The sequence below is a fragment of the Acidobacteriota bacterium genome (genome assembly GCA_003696075.1).
Classification (GTDB): Bacteria; Acidobacteriota; Polarisedimenticolia; order J045; family J045; genus J045.
Genome location: RFHH01000069.1, coordinates 1 through 25,779 on the forward strand (window position 1 = coordinate 1; position 25,779 = coordinate 25,779).

General features: G+C 71.2%; 16 protein-coding genes. 8 read left to right on the forward strand and 8 right to left on the reverse strand.

Going from position 1 to position 25,779, the window contains the following annotated elements; genetic code table 11:
* Together D6718_04460 and D6718_04465 are read right to left on the reverse strand one after the other, a co-directional pair.
* The coding region (locus tag D6718_04460) for an FAD:protein FMN transferase (GenBank protein ID RMG46995.1) at positions 1 to 971 on the reverse strand (971 nt) is incomplete at its 3' end.
* A 184-nt stretch (positions 972 to 1,155) separates the two neighbouring features.
* Positions 1,156 to 3,408 (reverse strand): bifunctional alpha,alpha-trehalose-phosphate synthase (UDP-forming)/trehalose-phosphatase, encoded by a 2,253-nt coding sequence (locus D6718_04465; protein ID RMG46996.1) that lies wholly within the window; start codon positions 3,406 to 3,408, stop codon positions 1,156 to 1,158.
* Positions 3,409 to 3,467: 59 nt separating this feature from the next.
* On the opposite strand from D6718_04465, the gene D6718_04470 reads away from it, so the two are divergent.
* Positions 3,468 to 5,234: a glycoside hydrolase family 15 protein gene (locus tag D6718_04470; GenBank protein ID RMG46997.1), complete on the forward strand. Its 1,767-nt coding sequence runs from the start codon at positions 3,468 to 3,470 to the stop codon at positions 5,232 to 5,234.
* A gap of 66 nt (positions 5,235 to 5,300) precedes the next feature.
* On the opposite strand, the gene D6718_04475 is transcribed toward D6718_04470, so the two are convergent.
* Positions 5,301 to 6,614 (reverse strand): MATE family efflux transporter, encoded by a 1,314-nt coding sequence (locus D6718_04475; GenBank protein RMG46998.1) that lies wholly within the window; start codon positions 6,612 to 6,614, stop codon positions 5,301 to 5,303.
* Between the two features lie 74 nt (positions 6,615 to 6,688).
* On the opposite strand from D6718_04475, the gene D6718_04480 reads away from it, so the two are divergent.
* Both D6718_04480 and D6718_04485 read left to right on the forward strand, forming a co-directional pair.
* Positions 6,689 to 9,094, forward strand: coding sequence for a TonB-dependent receptor (locus D6718_04480; GenBank protein RMG46999.1), 2,406 nt, complete (start codon positions 6,689 to 6,691; stop codon positions 9,092 to 9,094).
* A 278-nt stretch (positions 9,095 to 9,372) separates the two neighbouring features.
* A complete protein-coding gene (locus D6718_04485; GenBank protein RMG47000.1) occupies positions 9,373 to 11,814 on the forward strand; it encodes a hypothetical protein in 2,442 nt (813 codons plus the stop codon).
* Positions 11,815 to 11,997: 183 nt separating this feature from the next.
* Here the strand turns inward: D6718_04485 and ligA are convergent, their stop codons facing one another.
* Positions 11,998 to 14,025, reverse strand: a complete 2,028-nt coding sequence (gene ligA / locus D6718_04490; protein RMG47001.1) for an NAD-dependent DNA ligase LigA — start codon at positions 14,023 to 14,025, stop codon at positions 11,998 to 12,000.
* A 1,202-nt stretch (positions 14,026 to 15,227) separates the two neighbouring features.
* On the opposite strand from ligA, the gene D6718_04495 reads away from it, so the two are divergent.
* The 4 genes from D6718_04495 to D6718_04510 all read left to right on the forward strand — a co-directional run bounded on the left by D6718_04495 (position 15,228) and on the right by D6718_04510 (position 18,355).
* The gene (locus D6718_04495; protein RMG47002.1) at positions 15,228 to 16,169 is read left to right on the forward strand and encodes a prepilin-type N-terminal cleavage/methylation domain-containing protein; all 942 of its coding nucleotides are present in this window, start codon (positions 15,228 to 15,230) and stop codon (positions 16,167 to 16,169) included.
* Between the two features lie 10 nt (positions 16,170 to 16,179).
* Positions 16,180 to 17,517 carry a hypothetical protein gene (locus D6718_04500; GenBank protein ID RMG47003.1) on the forward strand — a complete coding sequence of 446 codons (1,338 nt, stop codon included), beginning with the start codon at positions 16,180 to 16,182 and terminating at the stop codon, positions 17,515 to 17,517.
* A 71-nt stretch (positions 17,518 to 17,588) separates the two neighbouring features.
* Positions 17,589 to 17,876, forward strand: coding sequence for a glutaredoxin 3 (gene grxC, locus D6718_04505; GenBank protein ID RMG47004.1), 288 nt, complete (start codon positions 17,589 to 17,591; stop codon positions 17,874 to 17,876).
* A gap of 125 nt (positions 17,877 to 18,001) precedes the next feature.
* Positions 18,002 to 18,355 carry a hypothetical protein gene (locus D6718_04510; protein RMG47018.1) on the forward strand — a complete coding sequence of 118 codons (354 nt, stop codon included), beginning with the start codon at positions 18,002 to 18,004 and terminating at the stop codon, positions 18,353 to 18,355.
* A 12-nt stretch (positions 18,356 to 18,367) separates the two neighbouring features.
* Here the strand turns inward: D6718_04510 and D6718_04515 are convergent, their stop codons facing one another.
* From D6718_04515 to D6718_04525, 3 genes are read right to left on the reverse strand one after another with little or no spacing between them, the layout of a single operon-like run.
* Positions 18,368 to 19,198 (reverse strand): FkbM family methyltransferase, encoded by an 831-nt coding sequence (locus D6718_04515; protein RMG47005.1) that lies wholly within the window; start codon positions 19,196 to 19,198, stop codon positions 18,368 to 18,370.
* Entirely contained in the window at positions 19,195 to 20,487 is a 1,293-nt protein-coding gene (locus D6718_04520) for an ATP-binding cassette domain-containing protein (protein ID RMG47006.1), read from the reverse strand. The genes D6718_04515 and D6718_04520 overlap by 4 nt, the downstream gene beginning before the upstream one ends.
* Entirely contained in the window at positions 20,477 to 21,331 is an 855-nt protein-coding gene (locus D6718_04525; protein RMG47007.1) for an ABC transporter permease, read from the reverse strand. The genes D6718_04520 and D6718_04525 overlap by 11 nt, the downstream gene beginning before the upstream one ends.
* Positions 21,332 to 21,463: 132 nt before the next feature.
* On the opposite strand from D6718_04525, the gene D6718_04530 reads away from it, so the two are divergent.
* Positions 21,464 to 23,293 carry a DUF4838 domain-containing protein gene (locus D6718_04530; GenBank protein ID RMG47008.1) on the forward strand — a complete coding sequence of 610 codons (1,830 nt, stop codon included), beginning with the start codon at positions 21,464 to 21,466 and terminating at the stop codon, positions 23,291 to 23,293.
* An 8-nt stretch (positions 23,294 to 23,301) separates the two neighbouring features.
* On the opposite strand, the gene D6718_04535 is transcribed toward D6718_04530, so the two are convergent.
* Positions 23,302 to 25,392: a hypothetical protein gene (locus D6718_04535; protein ID RMG47009.1), complete on the reverse strand. Its 2,091-nt coding sequence runs from the start codon at positions 25,390 to 25,392 to the stop codon at positions 23,302 to 23,304.
* Positions 25,393 to 25,779: the final 387 nt, after the last annotated feature.

Sequence of the window (25,779 nt, forward strand, 5' to 3'; positions counted from 1 at the left end):
CCACCCGCGGCGACAGCCGTGGCGAGAGCGTCGGCAGCAGCGGCCGTTCTCGCCAGCACGCTGAACGAGGCCCGACCGCGGGTCGGCCTCCCGTTCCGCGGGTCGAGCACGTGGCCAGCGAACCGGCCTGCGCGGATCGCGCCGCGTTCGCCGTTCCCGGACGTGGCGAGACTCCCGTCGCGCAACCGGACGACGAGCGCGGGGATGTCGCGCGCGAGTGGATGCGCGACCGCGACGCACCATCCGCCCGGTGGTGGCTCTCCTACCGCCAGGAGCTGGCCGCCAAAGTCGAGCAACGCGCGCCGGACACCGTGTCTCCGAAGCACGCGCCCCGCCGCGTCGAGTGCTATCCCCTTGCCGATACCGTCGAGATCGAGCTGCACTCCGGGTCGGCGAGCGATCAGCCGGAAGGCACCGGTCGGCGTTCTCTCGAGCCGGACCAGGCGGTGACCCGCGGCGGCGCGTGCCGCGGCCAGAGGCAGCGCAGTTCCGGCTCGCGGAGGACGCGCAACTCCCCAGGCGTCGAGCAGCGCCCCGAGCGCCGGATCGAAGAGCCCGCCGGTCCGCCGTGCCCAGGCGAGCCCCCGGCGGAGCGCCCGCCCGAGAGGCCGGCCGACCGGGATCCCCGCTCCGGGCGTCGACCGCGAAAGGATTTCGTTGAGGCGCCGAAGCTCGCCCGCATCGTTCCAGTTCGAGAGCGTTCGATCGAGCGATTCCACCCGCGCGAAAGCCGCCTCGACAGCCGGATCGAGGGCCGAGGCCGGTTTCCCTTCCGCCTGGATCCGCAGCGGTGCGCCCATCAGGTAGCGGCTGCGGTCGATCGACGCCGTCTCCTCCGACTCCGCCCGCGGCACGGTCGCAAAGAAGAAAAGCAGGACGAGGATGGCGACCCCCCTGGCGGCCGAGACGGCACCGTCCCGCCGTGCAGCCGACGCGCCCCGGGGTAGCGGTCGCTCGCCGAAAAAGCACACACGGGCCCCCGCCCGCCGTCAGTCGCCGGCGGCGCTGGCCGGGCCATACCCGGCTTCCGTGCCGATCTGGTGACGTTCCCGGCGTTCCGCCGCCCCCGGCGGATCGCCTCACGGACCGCCCCTGCCTGGCTCGCAGGAAGGCAAATCTTGAATCAAGTAGACTAGATTTGCAAGCAACTGCAAGTCAGGGAGTTCGACCTCGTTCGCGCGGAGACGATGTTCCGCTCGGGAGCCGGCCGGTCGGATCGGCGACGCGTTCCATCGAGGCGACGAAGCTCTCGAGCTGGTCGAGCAGTCGGCCGGGGGACTCCACGAAGAACTGCGCGATCGTCTGGCGCCGGCCGACGCAGCAGGTCATCACCGGCTCGTGGGGACCGCGCTGTGCAGCCTCGAACATCTCCTCGTCGGTCCGGTCGTTCCCCGCGCAGAAGAGCAGTCCGGTTCCCGGATGGCGCTCCAGGGCTTCGCCGACGACGCGGGCCTTCGACGCCAGGGCGTGTCGGACCTCGATCACCCGGGATCCGGGGAGAACGCTGAACTCCCTCCCCCGGAGCCGCTCCTCGAGCACGGCGAGCAGCTCCGTCGCTCTCCAAGCACCGAGTCTCGGATCGGCGGCCCGGTAGTGCCAGGCGATCGAAGCCTCCTTCGTCTCGATCTTGCTTCCCGGAGTCCGCTCGACGAAATCCTCGAACACCGGCCGGACCAGCTCGTCGATCACGGTGTGGTCGATGGTGGGCCGGTCCGGCCAGGTCCCGCCGGGGGGGCGCGTCCGGAGGCCGTGTTCGCTCACGAGGCCGATCGGGAGGTCGCCCAGCCATCCCTCGAGCACCGGCGCAGGCCGGCCGCTGACGACGTAGACGGTGGCCACCTCGGCGAGTCGCCGCAGCAGCCGCAGCAGCCGCTCTCCCGGGGCCGCCTGCGCCGGGAGCATGGCGTGGGGCTCCAGCGTTCCGTCGTAGTCGAGAAGGAACAGGGGCCGGCCTCGCCCCGCAGCGGCCTCGACGATCAGGTCGGGCTGCAGGTACCGCGGCCCCTGGTTGAGCTCGACGTGCGACGTCTCCATGCGGGCGAGGAACCGCTCCGCCCAACGCGCCGCCGTGTTCCGGCGCACGAAGTCCGCCATCTGGCCGAAGGTCTCCTCGTCCGGGTCGGAGGCGAGCGCATCGGCGAGAACCTCGGCCATGCCCACCACGTTGTGGGGGTTGACCAGGCGAGCGCCGGCGAGGCAGGAGGCGGCGCCCGCGAACTCGCTCAGAACGAGCTGCCCCGGACGGCCCTCCCGGGCCGCGATGTACTCGAGGCAAACCAGGTTCATCCCGTCACGCAGGGGCGTGACGAAGGCCACGTCGGCGGCGCGGAACAATGCCGCGATCCGGGCGCGGGACACGTTGCGGTTCACGTAGACGAGAGGCGTCCACTGCACGGTCCCGTGCTCGCCGTTGATCGACCCGACGAGCTCGTCGACTTCGCGTTTCAGATCCTGGTATTCCTGGACTCCGGTTCGTGACGGCGCCGCAACCTGAACGAGAACAGCCCTCCCTTTCCACTCGGGGCGCGTCCGGAGCAGCTCGTCGTACGCCCGCAGCTTCTCCGGAATGCCCTTGGTGTAGTCCAACCGGTCGACCCCGACGATCAGCTTCTTCCCCGCGAACCGCCGCCGGAGAGAGTCGTACTCGCGCCGGCCCTCGTCGGTTCCCGCGAGCCGAACCACTTCGGCAGGATCGATCCCGATCGGGAGCACGCCCAGGCGGGTCGAGTGCGTGGGCATGTGCACCGTCTCCGGGTCGGACTCGAGGCCGAGCACGCGAAGGCACGCGTTCCGGAAGTGGCTGATGTACTCGTAGGTGTGAAAGCCGACCAGATCGGCCCCGAGCATGCCCCGGAGGATCGGTTCGCGGACCGGAAGCCTCCGGTAGATCTCCGCCGAGGGGAACGGGATGTGCAGGAAGAAGCCGATGGGACCCGTGTGTCTCCGCTCGCGGAGCATCTGCGGGAGCAGGGCGAGCTGGTAGTCGTGGATCCAGATGGCGTCACCGGGCCGTGCGATCTCCGCGACGACATCCGCAAACGCTTCGTTGACCTCACGGTACTCGTGCCACGCCCGGCGGTCGTAGCGGGCCCGATCGGTCATCCCATGGAACAGCGGCCACAGCAGCCGGTTCGAGAACTCCTCGTAGAACCCGTGCAGGAGCCGCTCGTCGATGAACACCGGCACGGTCCGCCCGCTGCGGGCGAGCCGGTCGGCGATCTTCCCGCGGTCCTCCGGGGGGACGGGAGCACCCGGCCAGCCGACCCACGTGAAACCACGCCGGTCCGCCAGGGCGCGCAGGGCCGTGGCCAGACCGCCCGGACTCTGCTGCACGCGCCAGCCCCGCTCGGTGCGCGTCAGGCTGACCGGCAGACGGGTCGAGACGACGATCAGGCGGCGATCCGGCATCGACACGCCCGTATTTATGGCATATTTTCTGCTTTCATTTCAAACGGCGGAACATCAAGATGAAGTTGGCTCTCATCGGAAACTGCGCCTACCAGGCGCTGATCGACGACCGCGCCCGCGTGCGGTGGCTGTGCTGGCCGCGGTTCGACTCCAGCTTCGTCTTCGGAAACCTGCTGGACGAAGAAAAGGGCGGGATCTTCTCGGTCGAGCCGGCCGCCCCGCCTTCGCAGATCCAGCAGGAATATCTGGCGAACACCAACATCCTCCGCACGGTGTTCCGGACCGGCGAGGATCTCTTCGAGGTGCTCGACTTCGCCCCGCGGTTCGCCCAGTACGAGCGTTTCTACAAGCCGACCATGCTCATACGCCGGATCCGCCCCCTCGCCGGCGGACCGGTCGTGAGGGTGCGCTGCCGCCCCGTGTATGACTACGGCCGGCTGCAGCTCGAGCCGACGATGGCGAGCAACCACATCTACTGGAAGCCGCCCGGAAGCGAGCTCCGCTTGACGACGAACGTTCCGTTGACCTTCGTCCTCGAGGAGCGGCCGTTCCTCCTGGAAGCGGATGCCTACTTGGTGCTGACATGGGGCCGGCCGCTGGAAGCGCCGCTGGAGGAGACCTGCGACAAGTTCCTCCGGAGGACGCGGCGCTACTGGGAGACCTGGGTCCGCCACGGCGTGGTTCCCGACCGGTTCCAGAGGCCGGTCATCCGCTCGGCGCTGGCCCTCAAGTTGCACCAGTACGAGGACACGGGCGCCATCACGGCGGCGACGACCACGAGCCTGCCGGAATACCCGGGCTCGGGCCGCAATTGGGACTACCGCTTCTGCTGGCTGCGGGACGCTTGCTTCACCCTCGGCGCCCTGCGGCGGATCGGCCAGTTCGAGGAGATGGAGCGCTTCGTCACCTATCTGCTCAACATCGCCGAGCAAAGCCCGGAGCGCCTGCAGCCGGTCTACGGAATCTCGGGAGAAAGCCGCCTCGACGAGCGGATCCTCGACCACCTCGCCGGCTACGAGGGCAACCGGCCGGTGCGCATCGGCAACGACGCGTACCGGCAGCTCCAGAACGACGTCTATGGCGAGATGATCGCCGCCCTCGCGCCGCTCTTCCTCGACGTTCGGTTCCAGGACCTGGCGAGCACGCACTCGACCTCGCTCCTCGAGCGGCTCCTCGCGCGGATCGAACAGACCATGGAGGTCCCGGACTCCGGCCCTTGGGAAAAGCGCGGTCCGTCCCGCATCCACACCTTCTCTCTCCTGATGCACTGGACCGGAGCTTGTGCGGCCGCGCGAATCGGTGAGCGGTGCGGCAACCGGCGCCTGGCCGAGTGGGGCCGGCGGCTGGGGGCCCGGGCCCGCGACCTGATCGAGAAGCGCTGCTGGAGGCCGGACCGGGGCCACTACGCCGATTCGGTGGAGACCGACGATGCGGACGCTGCTCTGCTGATGATGGTCAATCTCGGCTACCTGGACCCTTCCCATCCCCACGCGGAGACGCACGTGCGGGCGCTCGGGGAGAGGCTTCGGGCCGATCACCACCTCCTCTATCGCTATCTCCAGGACGACGGGCTCGGCGAAACGAAGGCCAGCTTCACCGTGTGCGGCTTCTGGTACGCCGAAGCGCTCGCGCGCCTCGGCCGGGTCGACGAAGCGGAGGAGGTGTTCCGCAAGCTGTGCGGCCACGCGAACCATGTCGGCCTGCTGAGCGAGGACATCGACCCCGAGACGGGTCGGCTGTGGGGCAACTTTCCCCAGGCCTACTCCCACGTCGGCCTCATCAACGCCGCGTTCGCCATCAGCCCGGTCGCGGGTCCGATCGTCTGAGACGGCCGGGGGGCCGGCCCCGCCGGGAGAGGATGCCCCGCTCGAGCCGGGGGAAGGGCGCCGCCGTCAGAACGAGAGCCGGGAGACGCCGAATCCGGCCCGGATCGCGATCCACCCGGCGGTCGCGAGCCAGACGAGGAGGAGAGCCCGGGGCGACGTCTCCGGAATCAGAGCGAGGAGCAGCACGCCGGACGCTGTCGCGAAGAGCATCACGTTGCGCAGGAACGCGTAGCGCCCCGCGCCCCAGTGAATGCCGTCGGTCACGAACGAAAGAGCGTTGACCGGTTGCATGAGCGTACAGACCTTCCAAGCCGCTCCGAACGGCGCTCGCGCTTCCTCCGGAACGAGCAGCGCCGCGACGGCCGGCTCCACGAGCCACAGGACCACGCTGAGCACGAAGCCGGTGCCGAGCCCCCACGCGCAGCTCACCGCCGCGACCCGGAGCGCCCGCCGCCGGTCACCCGCGCCGAGGAAGAAGCCGACCAGCGACTGCGCCGCGGTGGCGTAGGCATCGAGCAGGAAAGCGAGCAGGATCCAGACCTGACGCACCGCCTGGTGTGCGGCTCCCGCCGCGACCCCGGCCCGGATGGCCGCGCGCGTCGCCAGCAGCAGGAATGCCAGCGCCGCCCCTGTCCGGATCACCATGTCGCGGCCCACGACGACGAGCCGCCGCGCCTCCGCCCCGTCGAGGCGCAGCACCAGGCCGATCCGCCGCCGCACGAGCATCACCGCGGCGACCGCGCCGAAGAGCTGACTGCCGGCGGTCGCGAGCGCCGCACCGGCAACACCGAGTCGCGGGAAGGGACCGGGTCCGAAGATCAGCAGCGGGTCGAGGAGCACGTTCAGTGCGCTCACGGCCGCGGCGACCGCGAGCGGCGCCCGCATCTCCTGCGTGCCCCGGAGCACTCCGAACGCGGCGAGCGTCACCAGGCCGGCCGGGGCGCCGACGAGCCGAATCGCGAGATAGACGACGGTGGCGTGCCGCACTTCCGGCACGTCGCTCATCCATGCGGCCGCGGGATGCAGGAGGGCAGCGAGCGCCAGCGCGAGCGCCACCCCGGAGAGCCCCGCGAGGATCAGGGCCGTCGAGGCGGCCCGGCGGGCGCGCGGCCGGTCGCCCCGTCCCTCCGCCTGCGCCACCTCCGTCTGGCTGCCGATCGCCAGGAAGTTGAACACCCACAAGACGCTGGACAAGAGCGCCGTCGCCGCCCCGAGCGCCGCCAGCGGCGCCGCACCGAGCCGCTCGACGAACGCGGTGTCGACGAGACCGGCGAGCGGCTCGACGATCAAAGACAACATCACCGGCGCCGACAGCGCCAGCAGGGTGCGATGGGGCCGCCTCTCGAAGGCCAGGGCCCGCGCGTCCGCGGTGGTCGCCATGGGGAGATTATCGATGGGCACCCGAATGCGGGCGACGAGGACCCCCTCGCCAGGCGGGCCGCGGCCGCGATAGGATGCCGCCCGCGATGGGAGCCGAACGCCCTTACGCAACCCTTCTCCTGGCCCTGCTCCTGGCAGCCGTCTCTCCCGGGGGCGCTGCCGAGAAGAGCGGGCCGGGCGGGGACGAGGCCGAAGAAGCGGGTGCCAACGGCGTCGAAGAGGAGGTGACCGTCTCCGCGTCGGCCACCTCGGACGATCCGCTCGACGCCCCCGCGGCCGTGGACGTCCTCACCGGGGACGACCTCGAGCAGCGGCCGGCGGATACCGTCGTCGACCAGCTCCGCCGCGTCCCCGGCATCAACGTCATCCAGTTCTCCGCCCGCGACATCGAACTGGCCTCGCGGGCTTCCACCGGACAGGCGAACAACAGCACGCTGGCGCTCGTCGACGGAAGGACGCTCTATCAGGACTTTCTTGGCTTCGTGATGTGGGAGTTCGCGCCCACCGATCCGTCGCTGATCGACAGGATCGAGATCGTCCGGGGCCCCGCCTCGTCGCTCTGGGGCGCCAACGCGGTCGGGGGACTGGTCCACGTGATCACGAAGAGCCCGCAGGAAACGCTCGGCACGACCGTCGAGATCGGCGGCGGAGCGTACGGGACGCGCTCCGTGCATGTCACGCACAGCGTCGCGGCTCGGGGATGGGCGGTGCGCGTCGGGGCGGGACTCTTCGAAAGCGATCCCTTCCCCCGTCCCCAGACGATCACGAACATGTTCGGGGAGACGATCGACCCGGATCTCGGGGTGAACGAGGCCGGCGCACACGACGCGGGAACGCGGCAGCCCAGGTTCGATTTCCGGGCGGACCGTACCGACGGGCTGAGGGGAGTCTGGTCCTTCCAGGGGGGCTGGGCGCGGACGCGCGGGCGGCTCGCCACCGGGCTCGGACCGTTCGACATCGATCCCTCGACCTCGATGAGCTACCTTCAGGGGCGGTACCGGTCCGGCGCCTACGAGGCGCAGGTCTACCTCAACTACACGGACGGCGACGCCACGAATCTCATCAACGGCGTGCCGCTCTCGTTCAAGGCGGCGGCAACGAATCTCTCCCTGCGCTCGCGGCGTGTGATCGGCTCGCGCCTGGTGCTCGGCTACGGCGCCGAGGCGCGCCTTTCGAGCTACGCGCTGTCGATCGCTCCCCGCGGGCGCCGGCGGGCGCAGGCGGCGCTCTTCGGCGAGGCGGAGTGGTCGCTCACACCGCACTGGAGTCTCGCCGGCGGCCTTCGGGTGGATCACGTCGTCGAGACGATCGGCACCATCGCTTCCCCGCGAATCGGTCTGATGTTCCGGCCCGGCGAGAACCAGACGCTCCGTGTCGCGTGGGGACGCGCGTTCCGGTCGCCCTCGGTGATCGAATCGGACCTGTGGGTCCCGTCGATACCGGTCGCGATCCTCGACTGGAACGAGATCGACCGAGAGGTCGTCGGCTTCCCGTTCTTCGCTCTGGTGGCGGAATGGGTCTGCTCCCAGCGCCCGGACAACTGCGGCGCGCCCCCCGGGGAGATCCCCACCTACACCGCCGTCACGGCGGCGAGAGGCTCCCGCGAGCTGGACGCGGAGAGAACCTCGTCGGTGGAGCTCGGCTACGCGGCCCGCCTGGGCCGCCTCCGCCTGTCGGCCACCGTCTACCGGACCCGCTCGTCGAACGGGATCGACTTCCCCGTTCTGGCCTACTACGGCAACGGGCCCGACGGCGTTCCCGGCACCGCCGACGACATCGTGCTCCCGCCGGATCCGGACGGGGACGGCACTCTCGAAGCACCCCCGCTCGACGTCTGCCCGGGCGTCTCCCAGCTCCATCCGTTCGACGAGATGTGCGCCGCCGGACCGGTCGGCTACAACCACTTCCTCTCCGTGCTCCTGGACGGCCAGATCCCCGCCCTCTTCGGCTACCGCAACCGGGGCCGATCGGAGAACAGGGGATTCGAGCTCGGCCTCGACTGGTCGACCCGGAGCGGCCTCTCCCTGTTCGCTTCCTATTCGTGGCAGGACGATGCCCGCGCGGACGGCGTGCCGATGCCCGAGAGGATCGCTCAGGTGCTCGCCGAGCGGGAGGCGGGTGCGGATCTCGACGGCGACGGCCGGATCGCCGACACGACGCCGTTCATCAACAACCCGCCCGCGCACCGGCTGAGCGCGGGCGTGACGCTGGATCGGGGACGGTGGTTCGGAGGGGTGACCGCGGACTACGTCTCCCGGGCCTTCTGGCAGGACGTGATGACCGCGGACTTCTGGGGCTGGACCAGCGGCTACACGGTGCTCGGGATCCAGGGCGGCTGGCGGCACCCCGGCGGCCACCTCGAGCTGGTCTGGCAGGTCACCAATCTGCTGGACCGCAAGGTGCAGCAGCACATCTTCGGGGACGTGATCGGCCGCCGGGCCTCGGCCCGGATCCGGTGGAGGCTCGGCCCGGCGCGCTGAGGCGCCTACCCGAGGGAGGAGTACCGGCGTAAAACTCCGGCGGCGCCCGCCCGGGCCGGTTGCCGCCGCGCCGCCGGACTGGGGGCGGCACCGAGGTGCGCGAAGCCGTGGGAGACCGGTCGTCGCGCCCCGTCGTGCGGCCGCTGGGGAGCGGCCCGGCAGTCGGCCACGCCACGCCGGGCGCGGGCGAGGGGGAGCGCCGGGCGGCCCTGCGCGCGGCTTCCCGGGAGCGGGAGCGCGGGGGCCGGCGGCCGCCCTTCGCGGGGAGGAGGTAGGCCATGCGTGCTCTGTCGGGCTGGATCGCTTTGGGAATCGGGCTGTGCGCCGCGCCGGCGCTCGCCGGAGCGCTCGAGGCGCGACCTCCGGCCCCGGCGGAGGGGCAGCGATTCGCGCTGCTCCGGGTGGAGGGGAAGGCGCTCGGGGAGCTTCCGCGCGCGTTCGAGCGCCGCACCTTCTGGGACCTCAGGCCGCTGGCGGCGCGCGGAACGCTCTTCTCGGGGCGGTTCCTTTCCGCCCGCGAGGCGGGACTCGGCGAGACGGCGGCGGCTGTGGGAGCCGACGGCGCCCTCTGCTTCTTCCGGCGCGGCCCGAAGGGGGACGAGCGCCGCGTTGGGTGCCTGCTGTTCGACCGGTCCGGAACGGCACCCGAGGGTCCGCGGTGGCTGTGGTCCGATCTGCCCGAGCCGGCTCCCCTCGGCCTGCTCCCCGCTTCGCCCGGGATGACCGCTCCGGCCGCGACGGCCGTCGGCGCTCGCGAACTGTGGGAGGCCGGCGGGCAGCGGTTCGTCCGCTCGGGGGTCGCGGAGGGCGTCGTTGTCGTACCGGGCGGACCCGCCGAGGCCGTCCTCGTCCGCGAGGAGGTTCGGGGGGCCGAAGAGGGGCCCCGGCTCCGGCTGCGTTTCGTCGACCGGCGGGGCGGCACGGTCGCCCTGCTGGAAGGGCCGCTCCCGGCCGCCGGGGAACCGTTCCGGCCGCGGCTCGCCGACATGCTGGCGGGAGGCGGCACCGACTCGAACGACGGCATCGAGATCGGCTACGAGTCCCTGAGCGGAGCCCTCCGGCCGAAGACGGTCGGCGTCTTCCAGCGCGCCGTGGTCAGCGACACGCCCCTCACTTCCCTGAATCCGGCCTGGACCAGCGCGGGCGAGATGATTTCGATCGACCAGTTCGGGGTCGACTATCAGCCCGATCCCGGCGATCCGGGAAGCGCCACCACGCTACCCGAGGTCTGGGATTTCACCGGACTGGTGGAGGCGAACCTCACGCACCGCCGGTTCCTCACGACGCGCGACGACATCGACGGTCCCGCTCCCGACTGCCCCGAAACCTGCGCGGTACGCGATCTGGGCCCCAACCCTCCCGACGGGACGTGGCAGGCCTACCTCAAGGCGGACTACTACACGCCCACCGGCGGCTACCTCACGCGCGACATCTTCACGCTCAACGACAACGACACCGGCGCCAATCCTTCGATCGATATCCCGTACCTGTCGCAAGACGAGATGAACACGGAGGACTGGACGCAGGTGTGCTACGAGCAGAGTGCCGGAGGGCCCGACCGGCTCTTCCGGTTCCTGCGGTTCAGCGGTCCCGATCCGGCGACGGCGACGATGAAGGTGGGCGACACGTGGACCTCGGGGAACTGGACCGAGTGCGACGACGCGCACGGCCTCAAGCTCACCACCGCTTCCCAGTGCGATCCGCTGTGCTGGCCCGGATGCAACGGCAACGATCCCCGCGCCCGCGGTCTCCTGCCGGGGAACGCCGGTTTCCGCATGACGGTGGTCGAGGACGGATGGGTGCACGTGCCGCAGGGCAACTATGTCCCGTCGCTCCTGATGCGGCAGGATACCGAGCTGGAGGCGGGGATCGACTTTCTCTTCGGCGTTTGCAACCTCGGCACGAGCCGGCAGCACTCGTACGACTACTACTGGCTCCACGAGCGCTACGGGCTGCTCGCGCGCGTTTCGGCCCCCACGGATCCGGACGCGATGATCACCCCTGACGATTGGTCCCACACGGGGAACGTGGCCGACAATGCCGAGTTCACCTGGGGCCCGTTTCCGCCGAAGCAGACCGAGGCGCTGGCCTGCCTGTCGGGGACGCTGGTGCGGTGGTCGCTCCCCGACAACGGCGCGAATCTCACCGGCGAGCCCGGGGTGACCGACTACGGCTATGTCGTGTCTTGGGGAACCGATCCCGATCCGGAGCGGCTGGCCGACTGGAACACGAACCCCAACCACACTCCTCTCCCGGGAGAGCCGGGATACCTCGCCGCGCCTCCGGGGAACGAGCCGACCGAACACGTGATCACCGGCTGGCCGGGAGGACCGATCCACGTCACCGTGACCACCGCGTTGCGGTACACCGATCCCGACTACGGGGACACCACGGCCTACCGGAGCGCGGCGTTCTACAAAGTGGTCGAGGACCCGGCGACGCTCGATCCCGCGACCTTCCGGGTGGGGCCGGACGTGGCGCCCTTCGTCAGCCGAAGTGGGCCCGACATCGTGCTCGACTGGCCACCGGTGGCCGGAGCGGATCATTACCTGGTGCGCGTGTGGGACCTCTCGACGCGGTCGGAGATTCCTTGCCCCGCCGGTATGGACTGCAATCCACCCACCCCGCACACCGTCCATCCCGGAGCCGCCGAGGACGGCAAGCACTACGGATACCGGGCGTACGCGGTCGATCCGTGCGGGGAGGTCTCCGCGGACTGAAGCGGGCGCCCGCTCCCACCCACCTCGGGCGGCGCCTTCCCGGCAGGCGTGCCCCGCGGAGGAGCACGACTGCGACGAGCGGACCGGGGGAAATCCCCTCGGCTGCCGCTGCTTCGAGATCGCCGCGCCCCGCGCAGGGGGATGCTGCGATTCCGCAGCCGCGCCGGTCGCGAGCGCAGTGCATCATCCGGAGCCGGGCGGGGTGACGCCGCGCTCGCGGAGCAACGCCAGGAACGCCTGCTCGTCGAGAATCGGCACGCCTCGCTTTTCCGCCTCCGCCTTCTTCGAACCGGGGGACTCGCCGGCCACGACATAGTGGGTCCGGCCGCTGACCGAACCGGCGACCCGTCCCCCGTGGCGCTCGATGAGCGCCTTGGCCTCGGAGCGCGTCATCCCCGAAAGGGTTCCGGTGAGCACGAAGGTCAGCCCCGACAGCGCGTCCCCCTCCGTTTCGCGCGGCGTCACGATCGTGACGTGCCGCAGCAGATCGTCGATCACCTTCTGGTTGTGGCGCTCGTCGAAGAAGGCGCGGATCTCCTCGGCCATCCGGGGGCCCACTCCGGGAACTTCCTGAAGCGCCTCGCGGTCGGCGGCCCGCAGAGCGTCCAGGGAACGGAAGTGCCGCGCCAGATCGCGGGCGACCTTGACCCCCACCTCCGGAATGCCGAGCGCGTACAGGAACCGGTGGAGCTCGACGCGAGAGGCCCTCTTGATCGCCCTGATCAGGTTCTCCGCCGACTTCTCGGCAAAACCCTCCAGGGGCACGAGCTGCTCCTTCCGCAGCTCGAAAATGTCCGGAAGCCTGCGCACGAGGCCCCGCTCCACCAGGAGGCGTGCCGTCTCCTCGCCCAGGCCCTCGATGTCGAGTGCCGGACGGGACGCGAAGTGGACGATGCGGCCGACCTGCTGCGCCGGGCATGACAGACCGTTCGGACAGATCGTGAACGGCCCCTTGGTGACGAGCGGCGTGCCGCACGAGGGGCACTTCTCCGGCATGCGGAACGGCCGTCCCCTCCGCCGTCCCGGTTGCGGAACCACTTCGACGACCTGGGGAATGACGTCACCGGCCCGCTCGACCCGGACCCGGTCCCCTTCGCGGATGTCCTTCCGCTGGACCTCCTCGATGTTGTGCAGGGTCGCCCGGCTGACCGTCACCCCGCCGATCTCGACCGGGCGCAGCAGCGCCACGGGCGTCACGACGCCGGAGCGGCCGACGCTGGGGATGATCCGGAGCACCTCGGAGACCTCCCGGCGCGGCGGAAACTTGAAGGCGAAAGCCCACCTGGGGTGCCTGCCGGTCGCGCCGAGACGCTCCCGGGCGGCCAGGTCGTCCAGCTTGACGACGATTCCGTCGATCTCGAAGTCGAGATTGTCCCGCTTCTCGCCGAGCTCGGCGTGGTAGGCGAGCACCTCGTCCACGCTCTCGACCCGGCGCGCCGGCTTCGTGGGCCGCAGCCCCCAATCCGCCAGCGCACGCCGCACCTCCCACTGGGTCGCGAACGATGTTCCCTCGACGTGCAGGATGTCGTAGAAGAAGACCTCCAGCGGCCGCTCGGCCGTCACCCGCGGATCGAGCTGTCTCAGCGATCCCGCCGCCGCGTTTCGCGGATTCGCGAACGGCGTCTTCCCCTCGTCGATGAGCCTCTGATTCAGGTCCCGGAACGGGCCGACGCGCATGATCGCCTCTCCCCGGACCGAAAGGAGCGCCGGTGCACGCCGCTTCTCCTCGCGGAGTTTCAGGGGCACGCTCCGGATCGTCCGAACGTTTTCCGTCACCGCCTCGCCGCGGTAGCCGTCGCCCCGCGTCGCCGCCCGGACCATGACGCCACCCTCGTACACGACTTCCAGGGAAAGCCCGTCCAGCTTCGGTTCCACCACGTACCGGACGTCCGCGCCGCCGAGCGCGTCCCGAACGCGCTTGTCGAACCTCCGCAGGGCCGCCTCCTCCCGGTCCGAGTCGAGGCTCAGCATCGGGGCGAGGTGCTCGACCGTCTCCAGCTCTTCGAGGGGGGCGCCCGCCACGCGCTGCGTGGGGGAATCGGGCGTGCGCAGCTCGGGATACTTCTCCTCGAGATCCCTCAACTCGCGGAAAAGCTCGTCGTAGCGCTCGTCCGAGATCTCCGGGCGGTCCAGGACGTAGTAGAGGTAGTCGTGGCGCCGGATCTCCTCGCGGAGCTGTTCCACCCGGCGGCGGATCTTCTCGCTGGCCATCGGGACCCTCCGGCTCCTTCCGGGCGGCCTGGAGCGTCCCCCCGGGGCTCCCCACCGCCCGCGTGACGCTCCAGTATAGAAGCGGCCGGCGGCCCGGGCGTTGCCGGGACATCCGCACGGGGCGAGATTCTGTCGCGTGAAGAGGGAACCCAGCGGCGGGAACAGCCCCGGGGTGCTGGCTCCCGGGCTGCTCGGCGTGCTGCTCGTCGCCGACGGGTTCCTCGTCGCCGCCCACCTCCTCTTCCCGCGGACCCTCCTGTTCGACTTCAACCTCGACGTGGAGGGCAACGTCCCGACGTGGTTCTCCGCGCTGCAACTCGGCATCGTCGCGGTGGCGCTCGGCCTCGCGGGCGTTCTCGAAAGGGGCGCGCCCGCATCGCGCCGCCGCGCTTTGCCGTGGTTCGCCGGCTCGGCGCTGTTCGGCGCCCTCAGTCTGGACGAGATCCAGCAGGTTCACGAGACGGCGGGCTTCCACCTGTCGCTGTCTCCCTGGGCGGTCTCCTTCTCCGACCGGCTCGCGGCGGCCCTTCCCGGCGCCGGCCAACTCCGCGGCATGCTGTGGGTTCTGCTTCTCGCCCCGGTGATCGTCTTGGTGCTCGCCTGGCTGGCCTGGTTCGCCCGGGGGCCGCTCGGCTCGGGGCGAAGGGAGTTCGGCTTCGCGGCCGCCGGGCTCGCCCTCTTCGGCGCCGCCCTCGCGTGCGAGGCGGTCTCGCTGTGGGACTTCGGCACCCGCTACTACCGCTTCCAGGTCGCTCTCGAAGAGGGCGGCGAACTGGTCGGCGGATCGCTGTTCGCCGCGGCCGCCGTGGCGGCCCTGGAGGAGCGGCTCCGCCGCTGCGGGCTGACGGCGACCCGCCGCATCCTCGCGGCGGGCCTGCGGCTCCGCCGTGCGGTTCGTCCCCTCGCGGCGGCGGCCGGGGCGCTGGCGGCGGCCGGCTGGCTTTGGGCCGGGATGCCCCTCGACACCGGCGCGAAGCCGGAAGGATGGCGTGCGACCGGCACGCCGTGTGTCCCGGCCTCGCGAGCCGCGTTCGCCTTCGACCGTGACCCGTACAGCGCATGGACCACGGCGGCTCCGATGCGCGGCGTCGAGTGGTTCGAGCTGGACCTCGGCCGGGTTCGCCGGGTCCGTCAGGTCTGCCTGTTCGTCGGTGGGCTCCGGCTCGATCACCCGCGCCGGCTGGAAGTCGAATCGACAGCCGATGGCGCCGTGTGGATGCGGTGGCCGGAACCGCCTCGAGGAGGCCGTGCCTGGAACAAGACGACCTGCGTCGATCTCCCCGTACCCGTCGCGGCCCGGCGCCTCCGGTTCCGCCAGCTCGGGTCCGCCCGGATCTACCACTGGTCGATCGCGGAGATCTTCGTCCGCTGATCGAGTCGCATCCGTTCGCGAACACGTGCGAAACGCGAGGGACACCGGCTCATCCCTCGTGTTGACAGGCCCCTGCGCGGGAACGAACTTCCCAGTGGAGAGGGGTTCGCCGCCGGAAACGAGGTACCGGGTGATCGTGCTCGGCACACGGGCCGGAGCGGCCCCGACCGCGTCTGCGAGATCCGCCTGCAGCGGCGAGCGCGGGTTCACGCTCGTCGAGATGCTGATCGGGCTGACACTGGTGTTGTTGCTCATGAGCTCCGTCTCGCTGCTGGTCATCGAGGGATCCCGCCTCAACCGGTCCACGCAGATGGCGATCGCGGCCCAGGCGACCGCCCGGAACTGCTCGTCGGTGATCGTGCAGACGCTGAGGACGGCCGGCTGGGACCCCCTCGGCGTGGGGATTCCGTCGGTCCTACCGGATCCGGACCCCACCGATGACGTGGAGCAGATCGAGGTCTTCGCCGACCTGGACGAGGACGGATCCACGGTCAGCGAGGGTGAGCGAGTGACGATCCGCCACTCGGGAGACCGTCTCGAGTGGCGCCGTAGCGCCGACCCGGACGCTCCGTTCGAAACCCTCGGAGTGAACATCACCAACGACTCCGACGGCGACGGCACGTCGGAACCGATGTTCGTCTTGAATCCGCCGTCGAATCCCGAAACGATCACGGTCACGATCACGGCCCGCTCCCCGAGCCCCGATCCGCGGACGGGGCGCTACGAGAGGTACACCGTGTCGACCGAGGTCGTGCTGAGAAACAGCTTGTGAGGGCGCAGCCATGAGATGCTCGGGCCACCGCGATGCGAAGTCGGATCACCGCAACCAGGGAGAGCACGGGTCGGGTCTTCTGTTGACCGTGTTCGCGCTCGCGCTCGTGGCCACGATCGGGGCGGCGCTGCTCTTCGTCTCCCAGATCGAGCTGCGGAGCGGGAAGACCGACCTGCGGTCGAAGCGGGCCTTCTACGTCGCCGAGGCGGGACTCGAGCACGGACGGGAATCGCTGCGGCTGCTGAACATCGCCTCGGGGGACGCGTCCCTGGACGACGAACTCGACTATGCGGCCGGCGAGAACGGCCAGATCGACTTCGATCCCGCCGCTGTGCGCCCTGTTTTCGACGCCAACGGCGGCTTCGTCGGGCTGACCGGATACGGCGACGACGTCCCGATCCAGCCGATCACCAGCTTCGGAGGCGGCTGGTACGCGACGTTCCTCACCAACGACCCCGCCGAGGGCCGGACGACGCTCACCGACGGGAACGACCGGGTGATGCTGACCTCGGTCGCGGTTCTCCCCGAAGGCTCGATGGAGATCGTCGAGGGCGTGGTGCTCAGCGGCAACGCCGTCCTGCCTCCCCTCCCCGCCGCGATCACGATCCTCGGGCCCAGCCCGACCTTCTCCGGTGGCGACAGCAGCGCGAAGAAGCTCACCGGCGACGACTGTGACGGCTTCGGGATCCCCGGGCTGCACGTGCCGGTGGTGGGCGTGCTCGGAAGCTCGTCCGAGGCGATGGCCGAAGCCGGGGTGCATCACGCGTCGACGTTCGTCGAGGGTACCCAGATCGGCGTGGACACCGTGGACGACATCAGCGGCATCATCGATCCGAGCTGGACCGACTGCGACTTCCTCGTCCAGTTGGCCGCCAGCGTGCGGCAGGCCGCCGACATCGTGGCCGACTCGAAGCATCCGCCGGCCAGCTACGGATCCGTGGGAGACGAGAAGATCATCTTCGTCGACGGGGACCTCAAGCTGAACGGCTCGATCGAAGGGGCCGGCCTCCTGTGGGTCACGGGCAAGCTGACCCTCGACGGAAGCCCCAAGTGGCACGGGCCGATCCTCGTCGTCGGCCGCGGGGAGGTCCACCGCAAGGGCGGCGGGGACATCCTGATCTCGGGAGGGAACCTGGTGGCCAACGTCGCCGGGCCCGACCATCGGCTGTGGACCGCCGACGACTGCGCGGGGCCGGACGGGGTCAAGAACACCGCCGACGACGGGATCGCCCCGGGAAGCTGGACCGTCTCGGGAGGCGGCCAGGGCGTCACCGAGTACTGCACCAGCGATCTCGAATCGGGGACGGTGCGGCTGCCCTACCCCCTCGAGGGGTTCCGGCAGCGCTGAGAGAACGCGCCGCCGCGCGGCGTGCTTGTCCTGCGACGAGAGGGCATGATGCTCTCCTCGAGGAGAGCACCATGCCGGAAATCGTGATCTACACCAAGACGGGATGCCCGTACTGCCGCCGCGCCAAGGATCTGCTGGCCTCGAAAGGGGTCACCTGGACGGAGATCGACGTCATAGCGGAGCCCGAGCGGTTCAGCGAGATGGTGCAGCGCGCGGGCGGGCGCACGACCGCGCCGCAGATCTTCATCGGCGGTCGCCACGTGGGGGGCTCCGACGACCTCGCCGCGCTCGAAGCCCGCGGTGAGCTCGACACGCTGCTCGGCGAAACGAAGGGCCGCCAGGCGTCCGGACGGGAATGACGGCAGGCTCTGGCCGGTCCGGGCCGCTCTACAGGCACACGCAGTTCGGTGCGGCGACCGCGGGTCCGGCGCTGGCGGCGGCGGTGGTGCTCGCCGCCGCCGGCCTTCGCGCCGGAGCGCCGCGGATCCTGCTGGCGGCCGCCGCCGCGGCCGCGCTCGCCGCCTGGCTCTTCGGGTCGCTCACGGTGGAGATCGACGAGGAGCGCCTGTCGGTCCGCTTCGGCCCGGGAATCGTCCGGCGCCGGATTCCGCTCAGCTCGATCCGGGCGGCACGCCCCGTTCGCAATCGCTGGTACTACGGGTGGGGAATCCGGCTGACCCCCCACGGCTGGCTTTTCAACGTCTCCGGCCTCCGGGCGGTCGAGCTGGAGTTCCACAGCGGCCGGCGGTTCCGCATCGGCACCGACGAGCCGGAACGGCTCGTGGCGGCCCTGGAGAGCGCGACGGGACGATCGATGGCGGGCGACGCGCCGTCCTGACGCTGCCGCCGGTTACGGGCGGGCCGGCCGGGCCAGGACGTTCGCGCTGTGGGTGAAGTTGCCCGCCTCGAGGAGCAGAGCCCGGCGGGAGGGGAAAGGCCGGCCCGTTCGCTCGTCGCAGAGCGTGTAGCCGAGGTCCTCCAGCGCATCGGCGAGATCCCACGCGGTCGAACCGGCGGCGAAGAGGTTGTCCTGGCTGAACTCGATGAGAAGCAGCGGGCGGTGCCGCCTCAGGGTCTCGGCAGCGCCGGCGAGGAACCGGGGTTCGTGACCGTCGATGTCCACCTTGATCACGTCGAGGCGGTCCTCCCCGCCCCCCGACGTCCACCGCCTCCACCAGCCATCCAACGTCGTGGTGCGCACCCGCTCCCGGCCGCCGGGAGCTTTCGCTCCGGTCCAGTGCATCGTGGCGGAGGCCTCGCCCTGGAGCAGCTCCGCCTCGCCGTCACGGTCCGAAAGCGCGACGCGCTCCATCACCACGTTCGCCGCGCCGTTCGCCTCGATGTGCCAGGCCAGCCGTTCGGCGAACCGCCGCGACGGCTCGAAGGCGATCACCCGCCCTTCCGGACCGACCAGCCGCGACAGGTGCAGCGTGAAGTAGCCGAAATTCGCGCCCACGTCGACGGCCACCATGCCCGGACGGACCTCCCGCTCGAGCAACCGCACCGCGTGCGGCTCCCACGGCTCGCCCGCGGCGAGCTGCCGGTCGACGTAGGAGGACAGGTCGAGCCGGAAGCGAAAGCCGAACCGCCGGACCTCGAGCTCTCCGCCCCGCGGGAGTCGCCGCTGGCGCCATCTCCGCCAGTGCGCCCGAGCCCGGACGGCGATCCTCCTCGGCGTCATGGCTCGCCCACCCGGGCGGCCACGCTCGTGCGCCAGACCACGTCCGGCCGGAGTCGCGCGCGGACCGGATCCTGGGGATAGCCGCGGTTCAGTCGCCCGGAGTCCTCGACGTCGAGCGCGAGGGTCACGCCGTCGCCGGTGCAGGTGCGGACGTTGTGAATCGAAGCGCGCACGCAGAGCCGGTAGCGGCGCGGCGCCAGGAGCCGCCCCGGCAGGGTCGCACACGACACGTACCGGCCGGGGCGGACGGAGGACATCCTCTCCTCCCGCTCGTCATGGAAGGACTGGACGAGACAGTTGCCCTCTTCGTCCAGCAGTTCGAAGTAGACGCGCAGGCCGGTGAGATCCTGCTTCACCACGTAGCCGATCTCGATCTCGACCGGCGCGTCGTCGCTGACGCGGCTGGTCGGGCGCCCGTCCTGCCTCACCTCGACGTGCGTCAGCCGGACGGCCGGGTCCTCGGGGAGGGCGGCGAGCTGCCGCTCCACCTCGTCGGTGCCCGACGCCGGCACGACCTCGTCCAGATAGGATCGCACCACCTCGGCGGCCGGACCGTCCCGCACCACCCGCCCGCTCTCCAGCTGGATCACGCGCGAGCAGAGCCTCCGGACGGCTCCCATGTTGTGGCTGACGAACAGAACGGTGCGCCCGCTGCGCGCGACATCGCCCATCTTGCCGAGACAGCGCCTCTGGAACGCGGCGTCGCCCACCGCGAGCACCTCGTCGACGAGCAGGATCTCCGGTTCCAGATGGGCCGCCACCGCGAAGGCGAGCCGGACGTACATCCCGCTCGAATAGCGCTTGACCGGCGTGTCGAGGAAGGGACCGATCTCGGCGAAAGAGACGATCTCGTCGAACTTTCGCTCGAGCTCCCGCCGGCTCATGCCGAGGATCGCCCCGTTGAGGTAGATGTTCTCGCGCCCCGTCAGTTCGGGATGGAAGCCGGTTCCCACCTCGAGCAGGCTCCCGACCCGGCCTCGGATCTCCGCCCGTCCCTCGGTGGGTTCGGTGATGCGGGAGAGGATCTTGAGCAGCGTGCTCTTGCCGGCGCCGTTGCGGCCGATGATCCCGACGACCTCGCCCTCCCGCACGTCGAAGGACACGTCGCGGAGCGCCCAGATCCAGGGGGCCTCGCTCCTCGGGCGGCGGCGCAGGATCGATCCCGCGGCGGCCGACAGCGCCTCGCGAAGCGTCCGGTGGGGAGCCGCGCCGATCCGGTAGCGCTTCCCGAGCCCGCGGACACGGATCGCGGTCGGTTTTCCTCCGGCGGCCGGCGCTTCAGACCACATCGGCGAAGGTCCTCTCCACGCGCTGGAAGTAGAGGACGCCCGACAGCAGCAGCGCCGTCCCGGCGGCGGCCGAGATGACCGCGAGCGAGCCAGGAGCGGGGGTGCCGGGGATCAGGCACCACCGGAACCCTTCCACCACCCCGACCATCGGATTGAGGGCGTACAGCGCGCGCCAGGCGGGCGGGACCAGGCTGGCCGGATAGACCACCGGCGTCGCGAACATCCAGAGCTGCGCCAGGAACGGGATCGTGTAGCGCACGTCGCGGTAGCGCACGTTCAGCGCGGCGAGCCACACGCCGGCCGCCGCGGCCGCCAGCGCCGCCAGCGCCACGAACAGCGGCAATGCGGCGATCCGCACGCCCGGGACGCGTCCGTGCCAGAGGAGGAGCGGCGGCAGCAGGAGCGAGGCGACCAGCAGGTCCACGAGTCCCGCGGCCGTCGAGGCGAGCGGCACGAGCAGCCGCGGGAACCAGACCTTCTCCACCAACTGGCGGTTCGTCACCAGGCTGTTGCCCGCCTGGTGGAGGGCTCCGGCGAAGTAGGTCCACGGAACCAGCCCGGCGTAGGCGAAAAGGGCATAGGGAGCCCCGTCGCTGGGAAGCCGGGCGAGGCGGCCGAAGAGGGCCGTGAACAGCAGCATTTGCGCCGCCGGCTGGATCACCGCCCAGGCCGCCCCCAAGGCGGTCTGCTTGTAGCGCACCTTGACGTCGCGCCAGGCGAGGAAGTAGAGCAGTTCGCGGTACCGCCACAGCTCGGCCGGATCCGGCCATGCGAAGCCACGCGAGGGCTGGATGACCGTGACCTCCGGCCGGCCCGCCGCCGTCCCGCCTCCCGCATGCCGCAACGATTCAGCCACGTCCGTCGCCCCGGGAAAGCCAGCGGCCGCCCGCGCCGGCCCCAGCTAGTTGTAGTCGCTTGCCCCGGAGAAGTCCACGGAGCGGCTGTCGCGCGGGAGGGCTGGTAACCTGGGCGTCCCATGGCCCACCGACTGCGGACCGCAGCCGCCGGTCTTCTCATCGCCGCGGCATTCGCGGCGGCCGGGTGCCGGGGCGCGCCGGTGCGCCTCGCCTCGCACGGGGCGGCGCTGGCACCCGTGGTGCTCGCGCGGGACGCCATCCCTCCGGAACGTCACGCGGCCATCGAGCTGGCCCACTTTCTCGAGCGGGTGACCCGAGCGCGTTTCGAGGTCGTCACGCCCGAGTCGGCACCGGAGCCCCCGAGGATCCTGGTCGGTCCCGGCGCCGCGGCGGCCACAGGCCGGCCGGTGAGGCTCGAGGGTCTCGGGGAGGACGGCATCGTGGTCCGGACCGCGGGAGGGGATCTCGTCCTCGCCGGCGGACGGCCGCGGGGCACACTCAATGCGGTCTACACCTTCCTCCAGGAGACGGTCGGGTGCCGCTTCTGGACGAAGGACGTCTCGACGATCCCGCAGCGCCCGGAGCTCGCGGTGGGTCCGCTGGACCTTCGCTACGTCCCCCCTTTCAGCTACCGGGACGACTACTGGTATGGCGCGTTCGATCCCGACTGGGCGGCTCGCAACCGACTTTTCGGCACGAGGGTGCCGGGGGACGAGGCTCGCGGAGGGCGTCTCGTCTACGCCGGGTTCGTTCACACCTTCGACCGGCTGATCCCGCCCGAGACCTATTTCCCGGCCCACCCCGAGTGGTTCAGCGAGATCGAAGGCGTCCGGACCGCGAAGGGAGCCCAGCTCTGCCTGACCAACGAGTCTCTGCGGCACGAGGTGGCGCGCCGAGTGATCGCGGAGATCCGGCGCCAGCCGGGCGCGCGCATCGCCTCGGTGTCCCAGAACGACCGCGACGGCCGCTGCACGTGCGCGCGGTGCCGGGCGTCGGACGAGCGGGAGGGGTCGCCGGCGGGCACGTTGATCCGTTTCGTCAACGGGGTCGCGGCCGAGGTCGCCCGGGTCTATCCCGACGTGCTGATCGACACGCTCGCCTACCAGTACACGCGCCGGCCGCCCCGCCGCGCACGACCCGCCCGGAACGTCGTCGTCCGGTTGTGCAGCATCGAGTGCTCGTTCGGTGTCCCGTTGAACCACCGCCGGAACGCCTCCTTCCGGGAGGATCTCGTCGGCTGGCAGCGGATTGCCCCCCGCCTGTTCGTGTGGGACTACACGACGAACTTCAGGCACTACCTGATGCCGCATCCGAACCTCGGCGTGCTGGCTCCCAATCTGCGCTTCCTGGCTGACCACGGCGTGACGGGGGTCTTCGAGGAGGGCAACTACCAGTGCCCCGGGACCGAGATGGCGCCGTTACGCACCTGGCTCCTGGCCCAGCTCCTGTGGAACCCGTGGCAGGATCCCGAACGCCTGATCGACGAATTCCTCGCGGGCTACTACGGCGCGGCGGCCCCGCACGTCCGGGAGCTGGTCGACCGGCTCCACCGCGCAGCGCGGGAACGGGAAGCGTGGCTGGGGTTCTACGACGATGCCGAAAAATACGACTTCCTGAGCCTCCGCGTGCTCACCGCCGCGCTGGGGGACGTCGACGCCGCGCGGCGCGCGGCCGGGGGCGACTCCGCGCTGGTCCGGCGGGTCGAGGCTCTCCGGCTGCCGCTGCTGTACGCCTTCCTCCTGCGGTGGCGGGAACTTGCGGCGGAACACCGGCCCGGCGAACCGTGGCCGGTCCCGCGCGATCCGGCCGTCTTGCTCGCGGAGGTGCGGCGCCGGATCGCGGAAGCCGGCGTCACCGTCCTCGGCGAGGGGCAGCCGCTCGAGCGGCTCGAAGAGTACGCCTCGGGACTCCAACCGATCGAGGATGAGGGGGAGCCGGGCGCGCCGTAGTCTCTCCGTCAGTCGGCGTAACCCAGGGTCCGCAGCCGCTCGAGCGCCTCGCTGTCCAGCGGGCGCCCGGCTCGCGCGGGATGGGCCTTCTCGAAAGCCTCGCGACGCCGCCTCTGGGCTTCGAGCCACGCCCGGATCCGCCGCGACGGCTCCTCGGTCCCCTGCTCGAGGGCGCGGAGTTCCCCCGGATCGCGGGCGATGTCGAACACCTGCGCCGGTCGCCCTTCCTCGAGGACCACCTTCCGGAGATCACCGAACAAGAGGGCGTGCCGTTCCGGTTCGTCGCCGGCGAGAAAGAAGTGCAGGAGCGAACTGGGGACCGGAACGGGAGCCGCCCTCCGGCCGGCGAGAAACGGGAGGAGGGAGCGGCCCTGCCCCTCCGGGAGCGGGGGAAGGCCGAGGAGATCGAGGAGGGTGGCCGGCACGTCGGCGAGGCCCACCGGCGTGTCCACGTCCCGCGCCGGGAGCTGACCCGGCGCGTAAAACACCAGCGGCACGGCCACCTCCGTCTGGTAGACGCTCTGGCCGTGACCGCGGGCGCCGTGCTCGCCGAACGACTCGCCGTGGTCGGAAAGGAAGACGAGCAGCAGCGGCCGGCGCCGCGCGCGCCGCTCCAGCGCCTCGAGAAGCGCGCCGAACTGCACGTCGGCGTCGGCCACCGCGCGCGCATAGGCGGCGCGCGGACCGCCCTGGTCGAGGCGATACCGTCCGAGCTGGTACTCGTGGGCCTCGAGCGTGTGCACGTAGGCGAACGCGGGGCAGTCCGGCTCCTCCTTCAGCCAGCCGAGAAGCGCCTCGTGGAGCTGGGAGGCCGACGGGTGCAGCCCGAGGGCGACGCGGCCCCGCCAGTGCCGCGGCGCGTAGGCGGCGTCGAAGCCCCGCTCGAGCCCTGTCAGCGTCGATGCGAGCGGGTTGGCGACGAAAGAACCGGTGCACCAGCCGGCATCGCGGAACCGCTCCTGGAGGAGCGGCAGGTCCGGGGGAATTCTGTCGGTGTACGCGCGGGCCCCCACGCGGTGAACGGGCGGGAGGATGCCGGTGAAGAGCGTCGTCACCGCGGGCTTCGTCCAGGAGGCGTTGCTCTGCGCGTGCCGGAACCGCACACCCCCGCGCGCCAGCCGGTCGAAGGCCGGGGTGCGGGCCCGTTCGGCCCCCCACGCGCCGAGCGCGTCGGAGCGGAGGGTGTCGACGAGGTAGATCAGGACGTCCGGAGTGGCCTGCGGTAGGCCGTTCCCGTCGAAAACGCGCGGGTCGCCGAAAAGCGCCAACCCGACCCGGCCGCCCTGCGGCGTCTCCGGCGCCGAGGCCGAGAGTTCCAGCGTCACGCGCCGGCCAGCCCAACGGCCGAGCGGCGCCTCGCGTGCCGCCCACACGGGTCCGTCGTCGGCGCTCGAGATCACCTGCCGCCGGCCCTCCGAGACGACCGCGACCGATCCGCGGACCGGCCCGCCGACCCCCGCCTCGTGCCAGCGCAGCCGGGCGTTCGCACCGGGCACGCGGATCCGGAAGCGCACGCGGGCTCCCGGGGCGACGTACCAGCTCGGCCGGAAGACGCCGCCCGCCTCGGCGACGCGGCGGCCCGCCGGGCCGCGGAACGCGGCGAGCGCATCGAGCAACGTCACCGACTCGAGGCGGGCACCAGGACCGGCACCGGGGAGGACGACGCGGATCGCACGCAGGCGGCCCTCGGTGCCGGCGTCGAGCCAGTTCCCTTCCAGTGTCTCCCTTATGTCCAGCCGAACCGAGACGAGCCCGCCCGGGGCCGCGGGAGCGGGAAGCGGTACGTCGACCTCGCGGTGCCGCAGCGCCACGACGTCCTTGAAAACCCTCTGCGGAACGTCGAGGAGGAGCCTCAGGGACGAGGCCCCCGCCGGTGCGAGGACGATCTCGATCGTGCCGGGATCGAAACCGAGGCCGGTCAGATCGGGGCTGTCGAAGACGACCCCCTGCGGGGCCTCGGAACGGTGCCACGCCTTCGCCAGCCGCTCGCCGCGCCACTCGGCCCGGTGCCAGGATCGCTCCGCGCCTTTGCCGGACACCTCTCCGGACAGCTCCGCCAGCCGGATCGGAGCGGACGGCGGCGGCCGCCAGTCCGGCAAGGGCCGGTCCCTCTCCGCGGGAGGGGCCGCGCCCAGCATCGTCAGGGCAACACAAGCTGCGACGAAGCCGACCCGCGAGGCGGGCGCCGGGGAACTTCTCATGATGTGAGTATAGCGGTCGCGGTGTCACCGCTCCCTGCCGGCTCCGGCCCGATCTCCATAGAGGCCGAGATCAACGCATTCGGCACGCCGCGCTCACCGCCCGCCGCGCTGCGCGACGAGCCGACCCGGGCCGGGCGCGAATCGTTCCGCGACCCCGAAAATGGGCGGCGGCAGTGTTGCCGCCGCCTGGGCCGCGCGCCAACCGCCTAAAGTCCCGCAAGGGCGCAGTCGACGATTCTCTGGCGTTCGCCGATCCTCGCGACGAAGGGACTGACCGCGACGGCC